The organism is Haemophilus sp. HMSC066A11 (assembly GCF_001811665.1).
Taxonomy (GTDB): domain Bacteria; phylum Pseudomonadota; class Gammaproteobacteria; order Enterobacterales; family Pasteurellaceae; genus Haemophilus; species Haemophilus influenzae.
In genome coordinates this window covers 149,325-167,952 of sequence record NZ_KV805878.1, presented here as the reverse complement: position 1 = coordinate 167,952, position 18,628 = coordinate 149,325, and the positions used below count along the sequence as shown (strand labels likewise).

Annotated in this window: 14 protein-coding genes, 1 tRNA gene, 2 pseudogenes and 1 other annotated feature; of the genes and pseudogenes, 7 read left to right on the top strand and 10 right to left on the bottom strand. The window is 37.0% G+C overall.

The genetic code is table 11. The features are described 5' to 3' along the window. Positions 1–26: 26 nt before the first annotated feature. The 4 genes and pseudogenes from fbpC to HMPREF2813_RS07675 form a co-directional block, all read right to left on the bottom strand. Positions 27–1,097 (bottom strand): heme ABC transporter ATP-binding protein FbpC, encoded by a 1,071-nt coding sequence (fbpC, locus tag HMPREF2813_RS07690; RefSeq protein WP_041174611.1) that lies wholly within the window; start codon positions 1,095–1,097, stop codon positions 27–29. Further along, entirely contained in the window at positions 1,084–2,604 is a 1,521-nt protein-coding gene (locus HMPREF2813_RS07685; RefSeq protein WP_013525475.1) for an ABC transporter permease, read from the bottom strand. The genes fbpC and HMPREF2813_RS07685 overlap by 14 nt, the downstream gene beginning before the upstream one ends. A gap of 117 nt (positions 2,605–2,721) precedes the next feature. Beyond that, the gene (locus HMPREF2813_RS07680) at positions 2,722–3,720 is read right to left on the bottom strand and encodes an iron ABC transporter substrate-binding protein (protein ID WP_048946858.1); all 999 of its coding nucleotides are present in this window, start codon (positions 3,718–3,720) and stop codon (positions 2,722–2,724) included. Between the two features lie 151 nt (positions 3,721–3,871). Then, a pseudogene (locus HMPREF2813_RS07675) lies at positions 3,872–4,216 on the bottom strand (methyltransferase); the annotation flags it as partial. Between the two features lie 137 nt (positions 4,217–4,353). Between HMPREF2813_RS07675 and HMPREF2813_RS07670 the strand changes: the two are divergent. Beyond that, positions 4,354–5,109 (top strand): class I SAM-dependent methyltransferase, encoded by a 756-nt coding sequence (locus HMPREF2813_RS07670; protein ID WP_005664947.1) that lies wholly within the window; start codon positions 4,354–4,356, stop codon positions 5,107–5,109. A gap of 88 nt (positions 5,110–5,197) precedes the next feature. Here the strand turns inward: HMPREF2813_RS07670 and HMPREF2813_RS10020 are convergent, their stop codons facing one another. Then, the gene (locus HMPREF2813_RS10020) at positions 5,198–5,431 is read right to left on the bottom strand and encodes a DeoR/GlpR family DNA-binding transcription regulator (protein WP_228840869.1); all 234 of its coding nucleotides are present in this window, start codon (positions 5,429–5,431) and stop codon (positions 5,198–5,200) included. On the opposite strand from HMPREF2813_RS10020, the pseudogene HMPREF2813_RS07665 reads away from it, so the two are divergent. Both HMPREF2813_RS07665 and HMPREF2813_RS07660 read left to right on the top strand, forming a co-directional pair. After that, positions 5,373–6,206, top strand: a pseudogene (locus HMPREF2813_RS07665) (GntP family permease); the annotation flags it as partial. The gene HMPREF2813_RS10020 and the pseudogene HMPREF2813_RS07665 sit on opposite strands and share 59 nt — an antisense overlap. A gap of 8 nt (positions 6,207–6,214) precedes the next feature. Then, entirely contained in the window at positions 6,215–7,351 is a 1,137-nt protein-coding gene (locus HMPREF2813_RS07660) for a glycerate kinase (protein ID WP_005654292.1), read from the top strand. 39 nt (positions 7,352–7,390) lie between these two features. On the opposite strand, the gene HMPREF2813_RS07655 is transcribed toward HMPREF2813_RS07660, so the two are convergent. Continuing rightward, positions 7,391–8,104, bottom strand: a complete 714-nt coding sequence (locus HMPREF2813_RS07655; protein ID WP_005671969.1) for a YggS family pyridoxal phosphate-dependent enzyme — start codon at positions 8,102–8,104, stop codon at positions 7,391–7,393. 172 nt (positions 8,105–8,276) lie between these two features. Beyond that, positions 8,277–8,394, top strand: a sequence feature (Thr leader region). 33 nt (positions 8,395–8,427) lie between these two features. Here HMPREF2813_RS07655 and thrA point away from each other — a divergent pair. The 3 genes from thrA to thrC are packed head-to-tail and all read left to right on the top strand — an operon-like array spanning position 8,428 to position 13,152. After that, positions 8,428–10,875, top strand: coding sequence for a bifunctional aspartate kinase/homoserine dehydrogenase I (thrA, locus tag HMPREF2813_RS07650; RefSeq protein WP_011961815.1), 2,448 nt, complete (start codon positions 8,428–8,430; stop codon positions 10,873–10,875). A 12-nt stretch (positions 10,876–10,887) separates the two neighbouring features. Then, the gene (gene thrB, locus HMPREF2813_RS07645; RefSeq protein ID WP_005654296.1) at positions 10,888–11,832 is read left to right on the top strand and encodes a homoserine kinase; all 945 of its coding nucleotides are present in this window, start codon (positions 10,888–10,890) and stop codon (positions 11,830–11,832) included. A 42-nt stretch (positions 11,833–11,874) separates the two neighbouring features. Then, the gene (gene thrC / locus HMPREF2813_RS07640) at positions 11,875–13,152 is read left to right on the top strand and encodes a threonine synthase (RefSeq protein ID WP_014550597.1); all 1,278 of its coding nucleotides are present in this window, start codon (positions 11,875–11,877) and stop codon (positions 13,150–13,152) included. Positions 13,153–13,358: 206 nt separating this feature from the next. Here the strand turns inward: thrC and HMPREF2813_RS07635 are convergent. The 3 genes from HMPREF2813_RS07635 to mobH all read right to left on the bottom strand — a co-directional run bounded on the left by HMPREF2813_RS07635 (position 13,359) and on the right by mobH (position 16,549). Beyond that, a tRNA-Lys gene (locus HMPREF2813_RS07635) sits at positions 13,359–13,434 on the bottom strand. 306 nt (positions 13,435–13,740) lie between these two features. Beyond that, a complete protein-coding gene (locus tag HMPREF2813_RS07630; RefSeq protein WP_080358713.1) occupies positions 13,741–14,583 on the bottom strand; it encodes a tyrosine-type recombinase/integrase in 843 nt (280 codons plus the stop codon). A gap of 61 nt (positions 14,584–14,644) precedes the next feature. Further along, on the bottom strand, positions 14,645–16,549 hold the full coding sequence (mobH, locus tag HMPREF2813_RS07625) for a MobH family relaxase (RefSeq protein WP_070647036.1): 1,905 nt from the start codon (positions 16,547–16,549) through the stop codon (positions 14,645–14,647). A gap of 236 nt (positions 16,550–16,785) precedes the next feature. Here mobH and HMPREF2813_RS07620 point away from each other — a divergent pair, with 236 nt between their 5' ends. Further along, the gene (locus HMPREF2813_RS07620; RefSeq protein WP_050951540.1) at positions 16,786–17,490 is read left to right on the top strand and encodes a phosphoribosyltransferase; all 705 of its coding nucleotides are present in this window, start codon (positions 16,786–16,788) and stop codon (positions 17,488–17,490) included. 302 nt (positions 17,491–17,792) lie between these two features. Here HMPREF2813_RS07620 and HMPREF2813_RS07615 read toward each other — a convergent pair whose 3' ends face one another. Beyond that, positions 17,793–18,491, bottom strand: a complete 699-nt coding sequence (locus HMPREF2813_RS07615; protein ID WP_050951541.1) for a helix-turn-helix domain-containing protein — start codon at positions 18,489–18,491, stop codon at positions 17,793–17,795. Positions 18,492–18,628: the final 137 nt, after the last annotated feature.

Here is an 18,628-nt window from a genome sequence, read left to right as displayed (position 1 = left end):
CTTATTGTGAAGATAAGGCTTTATTGTTAAGCGTAAAAAAGCCCTTTTTTATGTAAATAAACAGGCAAATTATCGCCAATAGATAAATCGGGAGAAATAACGTTCTCAATCCATATTGCGTAGCCATTAATTTCAATTTGAATGGAGGTAATTTTTCCTTTAAATTCAATTTGTTTTATTTGTCCATTAAAAAGTGCGGTTGGATTTTCTGATGTTTTAAACAGGCTAAATTGTTCTAGGCGAAGCAAAATCCTACCTTGATTTTGTGAGATTGATTTATTTTTTATAGGAATATTGCCTAATTGGCATTGAGCGGTATTTTCATCGAGCAGATTTGCAGGCAAAACAATACTTTCCCCCATAAATTTTGCTGTTTCAAGATGATTAGGCGACCAATAAAGGGTGCGAGGCGTATCGATTTGTAAAATTTTACCTTGCTGAATAATGGCGATTTTATCAGCGTAGCGTAAGGCTTCATCACGGTCGTGAGTAACGAAAATTGCGGAAGCACCGCTTTGGCGAAGTGCTTGGAGCATCTCTTGGCGAATTTGTTGGCGAAGATGCTCGTCTAAGGCACTGAAAGGTTCGTCTAATAAAATCAGTTCTGGATTAGGGGCTAAAGCGCGCGCCAATGCTACGCGTTGTTGTTGTCCGCCTGAAAGTTGATGTGGAAAGCGATCCGCCAGTTCAAAAATACCCGTTAGTTGCATTATTTGCTCAATCCGCGTTTTTTCTTCGCTATTTTTTCCTTTGCCGTTGCCTAATCCGTAAGCAATGTTGCGATAGACATTTAAGTGAGGAAAAAGTACGCCCTCTTGCACCACATAACCGAGATGACGTTGTTGCGTTGGAAGATTAAAATTCTCGCCAAAAATTAACCGCTCTTTTAGCCAAATTTCGCCATTAGAGGGTTGTTCAAAACCTGCAATGGCACGTAATAATGTAGTTTTGCCACAGCCTGAAGATCCAAGTAAAAAGAGGATTTCTCCGCGTCGTAAGCTGAATGAAATATCGTGCAGAACTTGTTGTTCATTAAAAAATTTATTGAGATTTTTAACGGTTAATAACGGATTATTTATCATTTTATTTAAACGCATATTTTTTCAATAAAAATACAGGAATACCCGAAAAAAGAACGAGCATTAACGCATAAGGGGTGGCGGCAGCATATTGCGCATCGCTGGTATGTTCCCACACAGCAATGGATAAGGTTTTAATATCATTTGATGTGAGCAAAAGCGTCGCGGTAAGCTCTTTCATTAAATTCAAAAAAACCAAAGCAAATGCGGCGGCCACACCTGGTAATATGGCTGGTAGCGTCAAGGTGCGAAAAATATAGAAAGGGTTTCGCCCAAGACTTTGTCCGACTTTTTCAATTTGATCGGAAAGTTGCTCTAAAGACGCTCTTAATGTAGTTTGTGCCATTGGCAAATAGAGCATAAAGTAGGCAATGATAATCACAAAAAAAGTTTGATATAGGTCGTTAGCGTAATGGATGGAAAAATAGACTAATGATAAGGCAATGACTAAGCCTGGCACAGCGTGTAATAGATATGGCAAGCGGTCGATCCAAATCGTTAAATAACTACGGTAACGAACAGCTGCCCAAACTAATGGCAAGGCGCACATTACGGTAAGCAATGCGCCTAAGCCTGAAATGATAAATGAATTGCTGAATGCCGATAAAAATTCTGAAAAATCGCCCGCACTTTCAAGTGAAGTCCCCACGATAAGCCAGTAAATTAACATAATCACAGGCACGCCAATGCTTAAAATGAATATGCTAGAGAAAAATCCGAAGGTTAAACATTGTTTTCCAAAGGAAAGTGTTTTTACGAGATAAGGACGCGTAACACCTTTTCCACTGTGGTAAAGGGTTTGTTTTCCACGAAAGAAAATTTCCCCAAAAACAATAAGTATACAAATCGCCATTAAAACGGCGGATAATAATGCAGCAGTGCTGTTGTTAAAAGACATTTCATATTCTTGGAAAATGGCAGTGGTAAAGGTTTGATAATTTAAAATTGACACTGCACCAAATTCGACCAACATATGTAAAGCAATTAGTAAGATACTACTACCAATGGCGGGTTTAAGTTGCGGGAAAATAGCATACCAAAAGGTATACACAGGGCTTTTACCAAGCGAAAGGCTTACTTCTTCAAGAGAACGATCAAGTCTTTTTAATATAGCGGAAACGGGCAAATAAGCCAAAGGAAATGAACTTAATGTCATAATACCAATTGTTCCCCAAAAACCCTCAACGCGGAATGTGAGGCTGATCCAAGTAAAACAACTTACAAAGGCGGGAATACAAAGGGGTAACGTCATCGCCACTTCAAAAAAAGCTTTACCGAAAAAGCGATAACGTTCAAGTAAAAAAGCACAAAGCGTGCCAAGTGAAATAGCTCCGATAGTTACACAAACCATTAAAAGCATTGTATTGCTTAATAATTCAGCCATTCGAGGGCGAAACAATAGCTCAACACTTCGCGTTAATCCCACTTCTGTCGCACGAAAAATGACATACAGAAACGGCAAACATAACGGAAGCCCGATTAAGATGATAAGTAAAGTGAGCCAGAATGGCGGTCTGCGAGGCAAAGTTAAATCCTTTTAGGAATGTGAACCTTTCAGTTCACGCACGCAAGCGGTTAATTTTGTTAGAGAATTGTAAACGCGTGCGTGAATTTTTTCAAATACACGCACGCAATATTTGGATTATTTCAATCCAGCTTCTTCAATTAATTTGATCGCATGTTCTTTATCTTGAGCTGTTGTTGCGGATACCACTGGTGCTTCTAATTTTTCATAAGGTTCAAGATTAAATGGCGAAACCACATCAGCACGTAACGGATATTCTGCACGCGCTGCCACTAATGCCTCTTGACCTTTTTTACTCGCTAAGAAATCAACGAATTTTTGTGCTTCAGCTTGATTTTTAGAGGCTTTCAATACTGCAGCACCTGAATAGCTAACTAACGCACCTGGATCTTGGTGGCGAACGAAATAAAGACGGCTTTTTAGGTTTTCCACGCCTTTTTCTTTTGCTAGGTTATACCAATAATAGTTATTGATTAACGCAGCAGGCACTTCGCCATTTTCAACTGCTTGTAATGCCACACTATTTTTCGCGTAAAGTTTTCCGTTCTCTTTTAAGCCTTTTAACCAATTAAGCGCAACTTTGTCCCCTTTCATTTTGCTTAAAGCAACAACTTGCTCTAAGAACGCACCAGAAGTTGATACATAACCGATTTTGCCTTTCCATTTTGGTGTTGCATAATCAAGCACTGATTTTTCCATATCTTTTTCAGATAATTTAGTGTGATCGTAAACCACTACGCGAGAACGACCACTTAATGCAACCCAGTCTTTTTTCGGTGCAAGTGGTACGCCTTTTTGTGCAGTTTGTTTAATGGTTTGTTCTGAAATTGGTGCTAAAAGCCCTGCTTCAGAAAGATCGGCAAAAGTCGCTGTTTGTTCAGTATAGAAAACATCGGCGGGTGTTTTATCACCTTCTTCTTTTAATTGACCTGCAAGTTGCGCACTTTTTCCGCTATTTAGCGTAACTTTAATGCCAGTTTCCTGTTCAAAGGCTTTTGCCACTGCAACAGCGGCTTCTTTGTGCTGACCATTATAAACGGTAATATCAGCAAAACTATTAGCAGAAAAAGCAAGTGCTGCCGCAAGGGTAGCAAGTTTGAAATGTTTAAATTGCATTGAAAAGCTCCTTATGTTGAGTGCAAATTATTCAGTTAAGCCTGAATTGTGGCTATTCTATGCCTAATTTTATTTAAATGCAAATAGTTCTCAATTTAAATTGATATTTAGATGAAAAACAAAACGGTACATTAAACGAACCATACACAGATTATAGGTTTACAGGCTGGATATAGCCTAATCTTGTTAATACATCACAAAGCTCATTAAATAACTCAGTGCAATCATAAGTTTCATCAATCAACTTATCATTGTTATTCATATCTTGATATTCATTTTGAATTAAATAGCCTTGTAATGCTGATTTCAACTCAGCTTTAGTTGTCGGTTTTTCCATTCGAGACATCATATAAAGATGAAGTTTATTCAAATCTTCTACGCCGCCGTTATACATATTTCCAGCACCAATATACTGATTTGTGCCTTCTACCAATGTTTTTACATATTGAGTAAAACGTTTCGGTATGTAAGTTTTGTTATCTTCAAAGGAATAAATTGAATTGAAAAAAGCATTGAAGAAATAATAGAAAAAGGCGGAACAATTATTCCGCCTTAATTTATTTAATCTATCATTTTAATAGTTATCATTTTTATCTATAATATAAAAACCAAGTTAATTACTAGGAGATAAAAATGGCAAAAGATGAAGTAGGGCATAATTTTCTTGCACGTTTGGGTAAAACGCGTTTGCGTCCAGGCGGTAAAAAAGCGACAGATTGGTTAATTGCCAATGGCGATTTTAGCCAAGATAAAAAAGTGTTAGAGGTTGCCTGTAATATGGGGACGACTGCAATTGGATTGGCGAAACAATTTGGTTGTCATATTGAAGGTGTTGATTTAGATGAAAATGCGTTAGCAAAAGCACAAGCAAATATTGAAGCAAATGGCTTGCAAGAAAAAATTCATGTACAGCGTGCGAATGCGATGAAGTTGCCTTTCGAGGATGAAAGTTTTGATATTGTCATCAATGAAGCGATGCTCACAATGTTACCCGTGGAAGCGAAGAAAAAAGCCATTGCAGAATATTTTCGAGTGTTAAAACCCAATGGTTTATTGCTTACTCACGATGTTATGCTGGTGGGGAATGATCATCAAACTATTCTAGAAAATATGCGCAAAGCGATTAATGTGACTGTCACGCCATTAACGAAAGATGGATGGAAAGGCATATTCCAAGAAAGTGGCTTTAGAAATGTTGATACTTTTTCTGGCGAGATGACATTACTTTCTCCAAAAGGAATGATTTATGATGAAGGAATTTTCGGTACGTTAAAAATCATCCGTAATGCGATGAAAGCGGAAAATCGCGAGCAATTTAAAAAAATGTTCAAAACCTTTAATGATCCTGAACATAAATTACATTTTATTGCTGTATGTAGTCAAAAATAATATAAAAATGAACCGCACTTTGATTTGCACCTTAATGAGTAAGCTTATTTGTTTAGTTTTGGGGTGCAGATCATTTATATTAATTTATTTATACGATAGTTAAATTAATATTTAATTCTCTAATGCCATTCTGTGCAGATTCAACAAGATTTTTGTCGCAAATTATGTGATCAAAATTTGTTAGTGGACAAATATGGAATGTCGCCACTTTCCCATATTTTGATGAATCTGATACTAAAATTCGTTTTATTTTTTCTAGTTCACTTGCTGTATTTGGTGGTGGTAAAGCTGGTAATATTATGTCGCCAAACCCAAATGCCATTGCGGCAGCAGATACTTTTCATTTGCCACTCACTTCCGTGATGATGGCTGGTATAATTCCCGCACTATTTGGTTTGATTCTCACCTACTTCTTAGCAAAACGCTTAATCAACAAAGGTTCTAAAGTGACTGACAAAGAGGTAATCGTGCTTGAAACGCAAAATTTACCTTCATTTCTGACCGCACTTGTCGCACCTTTAGTGGCAATTTTGCTATTGGCACTTCGTCCATTGTTTGATATTAAAGTTGATCCATTAATTGCATTGCCGTTAGGTGGTTTGATTGGTGCGCTTTGTATGGGCAAACTTCGCAATATAAATAGTTATGCTATCAATGGATTGAGTAAAATGACACCCGTGGCAATTATGTTACTTGGTACAGGCGCGCTTGCTGGCATCATTGCTAATTCTGGTTTAAAAGAAGTATTGATTCAAGGTTTGGAGCATTCAGGTTTGCCATCATACATTCTTGCACCAATTTCAGGGGTGTTGATGTCTTTAGCGACAGCTTCTACCACGGCAGGTACTGCGGTGGCATCCAATGTGTTCAGTAGTACCTTGTTAGAACTTGGTGTTAGCAGTCTTGCTGGTGCAGCAATGATTCATGCAGGGGCGACCGTATTTGATCATATGCCACATGGTTCTTTCTTCCATGCCACAGGCGGTAGTGTGAATATGGATATCAAAGAACGTTTAAAACTTATTCCTTATGAAAGTGCGGTCGGTTTGATGATGACCATCGTTTCTACCTTAATTTTTGGCGTATTTAAATTCTAGGAGTTGTTATGAAATTTGTGATTGCACCTGATTCTTTTAAAGAAAGTTTGACCGCACTTGAAGTCGCTACCGCCATTGAAACAGGCTTCAAACGTGTATTCCCCGATGCGGACTATGTAAAATTGCCAATGGCAGATGGGGGCGAAGGTACAGTTCAATCCCTTGTGGATGCCACGCAAGGCAAGCTCATTGAATGTGAAGTCACCGCGCCTTTGGGTGACAAAGTGAAAAGTTTCTTCGGTTTATCGGGAGATGGAAAAACCGCGATTATCGAAATGGCAGCAGCTTCTGGTTTACATCTTGTTCCGCCTGAAAAACGCAATCCCTTGCTTACCACCAGTTACGGCACAGGGGAGTTGATTAAACTGGCATTAGATTTAGGCGTGGAGAGTTTCATTCTTGGCATTGGCGGTAGCGCAACCAACGATGGTGGTGTAGGAATGTTGCAAGCACTAGGGATGCAATGTTTAGATTCGCAAGATAAGCCTATCGGTTTTGGTGGAGCAGAGCTAGCAAATATTGTGAAGATTGACGTTCAACAATTAGATCCACGTTTGCAACAAGTTCACATTGAAGTAGCGTGCGATGTGAATAATCCGCTCTGTGGTGAATGTGGCGCATCTGCCATTTTTGGACCACAAAAAGGCGCAACACCTGAAATGGTGAAACAACTTGATGCTGCACTTTCGCATTTTGCTGAAATTGCCGAACGCGATTGCGGTAAACAAATTCGTGATCAGGCTGGCGCAGGTGCTGCTGGTGGTATGGGTGGTGGCTTGCTATTATTACCAAGCGTACAACTGAAAGCAGGCATACAAATTGTGTTAGACCGGTTACATTTAATTGACTATGTAAAAGATGCTGATGTAGTGATTACGGGTGAAGGGCGAATAGATGCACAAAGTATTATGGGTAAAACGCCAATTGGTGTGGCGCGTACGGCAAAACAGTTCAATAAGCCAGTGATCGCCATCGCAGGGTGTTTGCGTGAAGATTATGATGTGGTGTTTGATCACGGTATTGATGCGGTGTTCCCTATTATTCACCAACTTAGCGATTTATCGGATATTCTCAAACAAGGCGAACAAAATTTAATTTCTACCGCTCAAAATGTGGCGAGAGTACTGGCATTTAAATTTCATTAAGAAATAAGGCTTGTTTTAAATTCGAGCCTTATTCCATGATTATTTATTTTGTGATGTTGAATAATTTCTCGCACCAAAAATCGCAGTGCCAATGCGTACCATTGTAGAACCGCATTTTATTGCGCTAGGCATATCATCCGTCATTCCCATAGAAAGTGTATCAATTTGTTGATTAGGTAAGGCTTGTTTCAGTTGTTCAAATAGGTCTGACATTTTTCTGAACACGGCTTCTTGTTCAGCGATTTTATCGGTTGGTGCGGGTATTGCCATTAAGCCACGTAGGCATAAGTGCGGTAAATTTTCGATGTGTTTTGCTAGTATTAGCATTTCCTCAGGTTGAATACCTGATTTACTTTCTTCATCGCTGATATTAATCTGAATTAATACATTCAATGGAGCCTTGTTGGTCGGTCGTTGTTCATTTAAACGATCTGCAATTTTTGCTCGATCAAGCGTTTGCATCCAATCAAAATGTTCTGCAACGAGACGGGTTTTATTTGATTGTAATGGGCCGATAAAATGCCATTCAAGGTTTATATTTTGAGACTCAAAATATTGGATCTTTTCTACCCCCTCTTGCACGTAATTTTCCCCAAAAGCCGTTTGTCCCGCTTGATAAGCCGAAAGAATAGCAGAAATAGGTTTGGTCTTAGATACGGCAAGTAATTTTACGGTATTTTGATTGCGATTTTTTTCTTTACAAGCCGTTTCAATTTTTTGCTGAATTAGGTTGAGATTATGCTGGATATTCATAGGTTTTCCTTTATAAAAAAGTGCGGTTAGTTTACACGAAATTTATTGACTAAGAAAATTTCTGAAAAATTTGTCACTTTCTGTTTGACAAGCTAGGGAAATTTCGGTATTTCTTTACGCATTCATTTTTCAAGATAAAACACAATGAAAAATAACTGCACTTTATCCGTAATCATTAGCACGATTACCGCCATTATGATGACCATTATTATGATTAATGGTGCGGGTTAGTGCAGCAAAAACAAGATACAGAAAACCCGCGATTCAACTGAATAGCGGGTTTTTTTATAAATTTAAAAACACAATATCTAGGAGAACCAATTATGCGCGTACTTAAATTTGGCGGCACTTCGCTTGCAAATCCGGAACGTTTTTCCCAAGCGGCGAAATTGATCGAGCAAGCTCATTTAGAAGAGCAGGCTGCAGGTGTTTTATCAGCACCAGCCAAAATAACCAACCATCTCGTCGCCCTTTCTGAAAAAGCTGCATTAAATCAATCAACCGATACGCATTTCAACGAAGCAATCGAAATTTTCTATAACATCATTAATGGCTTACATGCCGAAAATAATCAATTCGACTTAAATGGCACCAAGGCACTTATTGATGCTGAATTTGCTCAAATCAAAGGATTATTAGAAGAAATTCGTCAGGCAGGAAAAGTAGAAGATGCAGTTAAAGCGACCATTGATTGCCGTGGGGAAAAACTTTCTATTGCAATGATGAAAGCTTGGTTTGAAGCACGTGGCTATAGCGTACATATTGTGGATCCGGTCAAGCAATTATTAGCAAAAGGCGGTTATCTTGAGTCTTCAGTTGAAATTGAAGAATCAACAAAACGTGTTGATGCAGCAAGTATTGCAAAAGATAAAGTGGTGCTGATGGCAGGTTTTACTGCGGGTAATGAAAAAGGCGAGTTGGTATTGCTCGGTCGTAATGGCTCAGACTATTCTGCAGCCTGTTTAGCCGCTTGTTTAGGCGCAAGTGTATGCGAAATTTGGACCGATGTGGACGGCGTTTATACTTGCGATCCGCGTTTAGTGCCTGATGCACGTTTATTACCAACGCTTTCTTATCGTGAAGCGATGGAACTCTCTTATTTCGGTGCGAAAGTGATTCATCCTCGTACGATTGGGCCATTGTTGCCACAAAATATTCCTTGTGTCATTAAAAATACAGGAAATCCTTCTGCGCCAGGTTCGATTATTGATGGCAATGTGAAATCAGAAAGTTTGCAAGTTAAAGGTATCACTAACTTAGACAATTTGGCGATGTTTAATGTGTCAGGCCCTGGTATGCAAGGTATGGTAGGCATGGCATCTCGCGTATTTTCAGCCATGTCAGGTGCAGGCATTTCAGTTATTTTAATTACTCAGTCTTCGTCTGAATATAGTATTAGTTTCTGTGTGCCTGTGAAATCTGCAGAAGTAGCGAAAACCGTACTAGAAACGGAGTTTGCTAATGAATTAAATGAACATCAATTAGAATCAATTGAAGTGATTAAAGATTTATCCATTATTTCTGTTGTGGGCGATGGAATGAAGCAAGCGAAAGGCATTGCTGCTCGTTTCTTCTCGGCATTAGCGCAGGCAAACATTAGCATTGTGGCGATTGCACAAGGATCTAGCGAACGTTCAATTTCTGCGGTTGTGCCGCAAAATAAAGCCATTGAAGCGGTGAAGGCTACCCATCAGGCGCTTTTCAATAATAAAAAAGTCGTGGATATGTTTTTAGTGGGCGTTGGCGGAGTAGGCGGAGAATTAATTGAGCAGGTAAAGCGTCAAAAGGAGTATCTAGCAAAGAAGAATGTTGAAATTCGAGTTTGTGCTATTGCGAATTCCAACCGTATGTTGCTTGATGAAAATGGATTAAATTTAGAGGATTGGAAAAACGATTTAGAAAATGCGACTCAGCCATCAGATTTTGATGTATTGCTTTCTTTCATTAAATTACATCATGTGGTGAATCCAGTATTTGTAGATTGTACTTCAGCCGAATCTGTAGCAGGGCTTTATGCTCGTGCGTTAAAAGAAGGTTTCCATGTGGTTACGCCAAACAAAAAAGCGAATACACGAGAATTAGTTTATTACAATGAGTTACGCCAAAATGCCCAAGCAAGCCAGCATAAATTTTTATATGAAACCAATGTAGGTGCGGGCTTGCCAGTTATTGAAAATCTCCAAAACTTACTTGCAGCAGGTGATGAGCTTGAATATTTTGAAGGGATTTTATCTGGCTCGCTTTCCTTTATTTTTGGTAAGTTGGAAGAAGGACTTTCTCTTTCAGAAGTAACCGCACTTGCGCGTGAAAAAGGCTTTACTGAGCCAGATCCTCGAGATGATCTTTCTGGACAAGATGTAGCACGCAAATTATTAATTCTTGCTCGTGAAGCGGGAATTGAACTTGAACTTTCAGATGTTGAAGTTGAAGGTGTATTGCCGAAAGGCTTCTCCGATGGAAAATCTGCAGATGAGTTTATGGCAATGTTGCCACAGCTTGACGAGGAGTTTAAAACTCGCGTTGCCACAGCTAAAGCAGAAGGCAAAGTATTGCGTTATGTTGGAAAAATTAGTGAAGGAAAATGCAAAGTATCCATCGTTGCGGTAGATCTGAATAATCCACTTTATAAAGTGAAAGATGGTGAAAATGCCTTGGCATTTTATACTCGTTATTATCAACCGATTCCACTTTTATTACGTGGTTATGGCGCAGGTAATGCAGTTACTGCGGCAGGTATCTTTGCAGATATTTTAAGAACATTACAACATTAATAAGGATTCCCAATGTTAAGAATTTACGCTCCTGCATCTAGCGCGAATATTAGCGTAGGTTTCGATACTTTAGGTGCTGCGATCTCTCCTATTGATGGTTCTTTGTTAGGCGATGTGGTTCAAATAGAATCTATTTCAACTGGTTTTGAGTTAGAAAGTGCGGGCTATTTTGTTCGTAAATTACCGAAAGAACCTCAAAAAAATATTGTTTACCAAGCTTATGTGCTATTTAGCGAGCAATTAAAATTACGCGGAGCAAATGTTAAACCTTTACGTTTAACGCTCGAAAAAAATATGCCTATTGGCTCTGGTTTAGGCTCCAGTGCTTGTTCTATTGTTGCTGCATTAGTGGCATTAAATCAGTTTCATAATGAACCTTTTTCGAAAATGGAATTGCTTGAAATGATGGGAGAATTGGAAGGTCGTATTTCTGGTTCAATCCATTATGATAACGTCGCACCTTGTTATCTTGGCGGTGTGCAATTTATGGTGCAATCGCTCGGCAATATTTGTCAAAAATTGCCATTTTTTGATAATTGGTATTGGGTGTTAGCCTATCCGGGAATTGAAGTTTCTACTGCTGAAGCTCGTGCAATTTTACCGAAAAGCTATACTCGACAAAACGTGATTGCCCATGGTCGTCATTTAGGTGGCTTTGTGCATGCTTGCCATACCCATCAGGAAAATCTTGCCGCGATTATGATGAAAGATGTCATTGCCGAGCCTTATCGTGAATCTCTGTTACCTAATTTTGCTGAAGTAAAACAAGCTACACGAGACTTAGGTGCACTTGCCACGGGTATTTCAGGCTCAGGGCCAACTATTTTCTCTATTGCCCCTGATTTACAAACTGCAATTAAACTTTCAAGTTATTTAGAAAGCCATTATTTACAAAATAATGAAGGTTTTGTGCATGTATGTAAAGTTGATAACGAAGGCACAAGAGAAATTAAATAAGTTAATTTAAATAGATGAAATCAGATTAAAAACGGATTAAATATGAATTTATACAATATCAAACACCCAGAAGAACAAGTCACTTTTTCTCAGGCTGTTCGTCAAGGTCTTGGGCGGGATCAAGGTTTATTCTTTCCAGAAGTTATTCCTAAACTTAATAACATTAATGAATTACTTGAATTGCCTCTTGTTGAGCGTAGCCAAAAAATTCTAGGTGCATTAATTGGTGAAGAATTACCGAAAGCAACGTTAGACGAGATGGTGAGAAATGCATTCACTTTCACCGCACCGTTAGAAAAAGTTGAAGATAATATTTATGCACTTGAATTATTTCATGGTCCCACATTGGCATTTAAAGACTTTGGTGGTCGTTTTATGGCACAGGCACTTGCTGCGGTACGTGGTGATGGAAAAACCACCATTTTAACGGCTACGTCTGGCGATACTGGAGCTGCTGTAGCACATGCGTTTTATGGATTAAAAAATATTAATGTAGTTATCCTTTATCCAAAAGGTAAAATCAGCCCATTACAAGAAAAGCTATTCTGTACTTTAGGTGGGAATATTCGTACTGTTGCGATTAACGCTGATTTCGATGCGTGCCAGGCTTTAGTTAAGCAAGCCTTTGATGATGTTGAATTGCGCCAAGCTATCGGGCTTAACTCTGCAAATTCTATTAATATCAGCCGTTTATTAGCTCAAGTTTGTTATTACTTTGAGGCTGTCGCACAATTGCCAAAAGAAAAACGTGATAATGTCGTGGTTTCTGTGCCAAGCGGTAATTTTGGTAACTTAACGGCGGGATTAATTGCAAAAACCTTAGGCTTGCCGATAAAACGCTTTGTCGCCTCAACAAACGCAAATGATACTGTGCCACGTTATTTGAAATCGGGTAATTGGGATCCTAAAACGACAGTTGCAACCCTTTCTAATGCAATGGATGTAAGTCGCCCAAATAATTGGCCGAGAGTGGAGGAATTGTTTAAACGAAATGGTTGGGATTTAACTGATTTAGGTTCGGGGATGCTAAGTGATAGCGAAACAGAAGATACTTTAAAAGCGATGCAGTCGAAAGGTTATTTATGTGAGCCTCACGGTGCGATAGCTTATCAGGTGTTGAAAGATCAACTTAAAGCAGATGAAGTAGGCATTTTCTTGTGCACTGCACATCCAGCGAAATTTAAAGAATCCGTAGAACGTATTCTTGGTATTCAGCTTCCATTACCTGAAACACTGGATAAACATAATCAGCTACCATTGCTTTCTGATGAAATGGATAATGATTTTGCACAACTACGGGCTTACTTATTGAAGTCATAAAGTGCGGTAAATTTTTATTGTGTTTTGGATAGCATCTGATTTTCAGGTGCTATTTTATTTTAGAAAATATAACGTAGCGATAAAATATATTAATTATTTTAGATTGGATGGAGAGAATAGCTATTTTTCAATAAGCAAGTAATTTAAAAAGTAGTATCAGATTTAGGCAATAAAAAACACCTTTCGGTGTTTGCTTTATTTTTAAGTGGTGGGTCGTGAAGGATTCGAACCTTCGACCAACGGATTAAAAGTCCGCTGCTCTACCGACTGAGCTAACGACCCAATTAGATGATTTTAAAGTAAATTTTAAAATCTTTGAATTGGTGTTTAAATGGTGCCCGAAGCCAGACTTGAACTGGCACGCCTCGAAAGGCGAGGGATTTTAAATCCCTTGTGTACATCATTTAAGTTTGAAAACTATTTGTTTAGACCAATTCCGTGTACCTAGCCAATACACCATGATCTACCCACTAACGCTCTGTGGATAGGTTAGATCTTACACAAAAATACTAGTTTGTAAAGCCTGAATGTACTAATTTTAAAAATATTTTTGCAAGGAACACCCTTAGATGCTCCTTGCATACCTATCTAAAGCAATTCTGTATATTCTCTTATTGAATCAATATTATCTTCAATATAGCTCAATGTAACTTTGACATCTTTATGTCCTAGTAATTGTTTAGCTATATATAGGTTTTCAGGTTTTTTCATTAGATTTGTTGCTGCAGTATGCCTAAATCTGTGAGGGGAGCTGATAATTCCCGTATATTTTGAAATAACTTTGAAGATATAGCTCACCTGGTTATTGGTCATTTTCTCTCCCTTTCGTTTAACAGCATTTGAAAATAAATTAATGTTAAATAGTTGAGATTCTACAGGCTGATTCAGTTTACTTAGTTCAGTTAATAATTTCTTTAGATAAGGATAAAGTGTCGTTGATATAGGAAGTATATGATACTCGTGATTTTTATTTATCTCAGATGGAATATGAATAACTTGATTCAGCAAATCTACATCTTTAATTCTTAATTTATTTAACTGAGAGCGTCGAATTGCCGTATAGCGGAAAGTCATAATTATGGTTTTAGTAAACCATAATGGGCGAAGAATAGGAGGAAGATGCTTTGATTCAGTGATTCCAAAGCTAAGTTTTTTTAAATCTGAAGAAGTATATACTTTCCTTTTCTTCTTTCCTTCTCTAATGAACAAACCATCGAAAGGATTCTTTGTAAATGGGAGGAGTTGTTTTTCAATTCCAAATTTGAAAATAGTCTTTAGCTGACGAATATAGCTATTCCAAGTCACTTCAATGATAGATTGTCCAACAACTCTTTTTCTCCATTGGAGTATTAATGAGTCTGATATTTCATCAGGATATTGAATACTACAATTTTTCTGTAATTGTCTAATTGCTTTTTCATAGCTTTTAATAGTATCTATACGTAAATGACGGTATAAAAAAAAATTACTAAGTAACATATCAAATGTGGTTCTATTCACTTTCATTTTCCTCAATAAGTGATAAATGCAAATTATCAATTGGAATTCTATTACCGAAAAAATAGTCAATTTTATCAATCAAATACCCAATCAATTGAGAGGTTCTTCTTGGGCCAATAACCTTACAGCGCCAAAAATTAATACTATCATTGTTTGATTGACGGTATTTCTTGTGTAATTTAAGGTCTTGGAAACTATATTGCAAATTTTCGATATCTTTTTTAGTAAAGTTGGTAATGCCCTTACTATTGAAAAAGAGTTGAAAGATTCCAGGTGTTACAAGGAAAAGTTTGCCTTTGACTATATGTAATTTAGCATTTGAATTATTAATAGTTAGGGTATTCCCGATAATTCCGGATTTTAGCCATTCAACAAAAATCTCTCCTGAGACAGCCTCAGTTTCCTTTTTATCATCACCCACTGTTATAGATGGGGTAGAGGCGATTTTATTTATTTCGCTTTCTTGAGATGGTTTTTTATCAGTAGAGTCTTGAGATTCTTCTACAGGTGAAAATAAATTCATTACCAAATCAGTCATATCCGTCTCGGTTTCTGAGTTTTGGGTATTGATTTGAGTGTTTTGAGAGGATGTATTTTCAGACAAATCCGGTTTATTCAGTGCGCCTGTTATTGCAGGAAGCTGCATTTCAGATTCCATAATCACTGAATTTTCTTCTTTAGTATCTTCAGCTGAATTTAATTGTTCTTCATTTTCAATATCGACTCGACCTAAAAATATACTTGGTCTGTCATTAAGATTTTCCCAAGCTACTTCCGGTTTAATTCTGAGTAAAGAAAATGCTTTAGGTGGGCACCAGCCTGAATCAGCTTTAATTCGACAATGCCAAATTGCTGTACCATCATTTGTACTTTCAATAATCCCCAGCGATTGCATTTCACTAAATAATTTAGGATTGTCAGCTGGAGCTGATATGCCTTGCTCCAATAAATAAGCTCGAATTTGGTCTGCAGTGGGTTTGCTCATTAACCATAGTGAATCCTCTGTAAGCCAACCATCGGATGGGCCTTTAGGTGTATTAATTTTAAATTTATGTTGCAGTAAATGACGTAAAGCCATGACTAGTTGTTTTGCAAATGATGTTATAGGTTTCTGAGTCAGTTTTGATACGTCTCCACCTAGTGCAAGAGTTACACTATTTTGGTCTGCTTTTTGTACTATTTCAGATAATAAACCAGCTTTATCTTTATGATCAGCCATGGCATACATTAAAGCTGAAAAAGCTTCCGGGTATTCTGCTAACCATGCAAATGCTTCTTTAGGAATTAAATAGTTTGCAAGAAAACTACCCATAACTGGGTGAAGATCATAATCTCGCCCTTTAATATATTTGAATTTATAAGGTTGAGTTGGTACTCCTAACCAAGGAAACCAACGAGAACCATCTTTTAATTGTATCTCTATATCAACAATAACTTTACCAATGTCATGAACCAATGCGGCATAAATAACAGCAGCAGTCCAAGCATCACGTTGCTTAGATTGTTCTTCCGGAGCAGCATTTTGTGGCAATACATAACTTTGTCGTAATTTAGCTGAAAATGAAAGTACTTCTAGGCCATGATCAAGCATACCACCTAAATGTGAGTGATGATGTGATTCTGAGGCAGGTAATAATTGAACCATTTCAGCGTAGCGCTCGATAGGTTTTTTATAGAGCTCATTAAACATATCTTGCGTCATTGATACTTGTTGCCAAAGTAAATTTAAGTATTTTTGGCGTAATTCAGAATTGAGTAATTCTGATGCAGTAAAGGGGGTTATCCATCCCTCATCATCCACTTTGAATGTTGATAAATTAAGATTTTTTAGAGAGGATGTGATATTAAGGGAATCTTGTTTTTTCCCTCTGATTTTATGAAAAATAGATGAAAGCATAACTCAGAACCTTTTTTGTAAAAGAATATTGATTTATGCATCGATCTCAATAAATAAATAATTCTAAATCGGAGATAAATATTAAAGCCATTTTGAAAGCCTTTTGGCCTTTTCAGGTAAGACCTTTCCCTTGGAAAGGTTACCTTTATTACATTACCCTTAATCCCGTTAGGGATTCCTTTAACCTTTTGTTTTTTTTGCTACAATAATAACAATTACAAAAAAAGAAGAAAAATATGAAGTTTGAAATTAAAGATAACCAGGTTGTTATAGCTTCTTACCCTAGCAAAGAAACAATATTAAAACATAATGGAGAAATAACTATATACTCTATAATTAGGCGTTATAAAGAACGAAGAGGGAAATGCAGACCTATCGGTGATAATTGCCCTATGTTGTATGCCATGAAAGGAGCTGAAGGATTAACAACAGATATTGAAACTATCGATGCTGTATATGAATATGCTAAAAAACTGATTGATGAATATCCATTTGAAGAACATATCGAACAACCATTTGATGTGATCATACTTATGCCATCTAAACATAGTATTGGGCGTAATTTAGCTTGTTTATTGCAGCAAAAATTTAACATAAATATTATTGATAATTTTCTCAGAAAAAAAACGCCTGAAACATTGATTGAGGATGTTAGAAGTGATAACACAATTCCCCCTGATAAAAAACAGTCCTTAATTACTGCATTAAAGAGAAGCGAAGGGGGATTATCAATAAAAGACATAGCACCGAAGAATAGATGCTACTTACATATTTTTTGTGGTGATCATGTAAAATTACCAGCTGATGCTAAACATGTATTACTCGTTGACGATATATCTTCTTCAGGAACAACATTTGAAAGCGCGGCAGCAGTGATTAGACAATATTGCAAACAAGTTGAAATGATCTCAGCAGTTACATTATTTGCACCGATTAAATGAGTTTTAAGTAACGATTAGCTATTGTCATTAATCATAAGAATTAATCATAAGAATTAATCATAAGAGTTAATCATAAGAGTTAATCATAAGAGTTAAAATTAGATTGACATTTAATTAGTAAATACTTAACATTAAGCACATCTAAGAGATTAGATTGACAGGGTAAATGTCCCCTCGGTCATAAAACATAGCAGGGACCCGCAGAGTGCAACTTCGGCCAGCTTATAATGAGCAAGTAGAAGGAGTTCTAGGCAGCGGCTAGAAAAATAATTAAACAATGGGGAGCTTGGCTCCCCATCATTTTATCTATTAGAATATATCAGTTCATTATAATTTTTTAGGTAATATTGGTTAGGTAAATTAACCTTCTCTCCATTAACGTTATCGTGTCCTCTATCAACTCTGCTGAGTAGTTCATTTACCAGCATGAATGATAATGTCTTTTTTATAAACCCTTTTGGAATTCCTGTTTTTTTAGTTATCGTGAGATAAGATGCCATTGAATACTTAAACTTTTTATCTCTTATTGCAGAAAAATAAATGAATAATTTTAGTGCATACAATTCAATTTGTGAACGCAACGAGAAGCTTCTACAAAATATGCCTTCTATCTCATGAATTGGGACTTTACACCACGTTTTATCTTCATTTTGATTCACTATATATTGGTTTTCTCTTCCAATTCTCTTAATTGAAATAATATTATTGGATTCCAATACTTTTAATCCCATGCTTATAGATTGCCTACTAATACCTAGACTCTCTGAAAATTCTTTATAAGTAAAATTTGTTATCAACTCATCATTAAATTCATCTTTTTGTGCCTTACTTACGATAATTAAAAACATCATTAATGCAGCAATATTTGCTGCATTCATTTGATTTTGGTTATTAGATGAGTATCTAAATTTTTTTAGACCACCGTCAATAACCCATCTACTCGGCATTTTGGACCAATATTTCATTTTTTTTTGTACACCCATAAAAATAGACTCATACATAAGAACATAAATCCAATACCAATTGAAAGATCGGTTAATTCAGTTACAAAGGTAGATAAATGATCTAAATTGAAGTTTGATAAAACGGTCATGATTAATGATAAAAATCTCTGTATTTGCATATTGATAAACTCCCA

Bases quoted from the DNA above. Each gene is read 5' to 3' on its own strand.
- HMPREF2813_RS07615 (WP_050951541.1), bottom strand. From the start codon at position 18,491: ATGTATGAGTCTATTTTTATGGGTGTACAAAAAAAAATGAAATATTGG.
- HMPREF2813_RS07655 (WP_005671969.1), bottom strand. From the start codon at position 8,104: ATGAATATCCAGCATAATCTCAACCTAATTCAGCAAAAAATTGAAACG.
- mobH (WP_070647036.1), bottom strand. From the start codon at position 16,549: ATGCTTTCATCTATTTTTCATAAAATCAGAGGGAAAAAACAAGATTCC.
- thrC (WP_014550597.1), top strand. From the start codon at position 11,875: ATGAATTTATACAATATCAAACACCCAGAAGAACAAGTCACTTTTTCT.
- HMPREF2813_RS07680 (WP_048946858.1), bottom strand. From the start codon at position 3,720: ATGCAATTTAAACATTTCAAACTTGCTACCCTTGCGGCAGCACTTGCT.
- thrA (WP_011961815.1), top strand. From the start codon at position 8,428: ATGCGCGTACTTAAATTTGGCGGCACTTCGCTTGCAAATCCGGAACGT.
- thrB (WP_005654296.1), top strand. From the start codon at position 10,888: ATGTTAAGAATTTACGCTCCTGCATCTAGCGCGAATATTAGCGTAGGT.
- fbpC (WP_041174611.1), bottom strand. From the start codon at position 1,097: ATGCGTTTAAATAAAATGATAAATAATCCGTTATTAACCGTTAAAAAT.
- HMPREF2813_RS07660 (WP_005654292.1), top strand. From the start codon at position 6,215: ATGAAATTTGTGATTGCACCTGATTCTTTTAAAGAAAGTTTGACCGCA.
- HMPREF2813_RS10020 (WP_228840869.1), bottom strand. From the start codon at position 5,431: ATGGCATTTGGGTTTGGCGACATAATATTACCAGCTTTACCACCACCA.
- HMPREF2813_RS07620 (WP_050951540.1), top strand. From the start codon at position 16,786: ATGAAGTTTGAAATTAAAGATAACCAGGTTGTTATAGCTTCTTACCCT.
- HMPREF2813_RS07670 (WP_005664947.1), top strand. From the start codon at position 4,354: ATGGCAAAAGATGAAGTAGGGCATAATTTTCTTGCACGTTTGGGTAAA.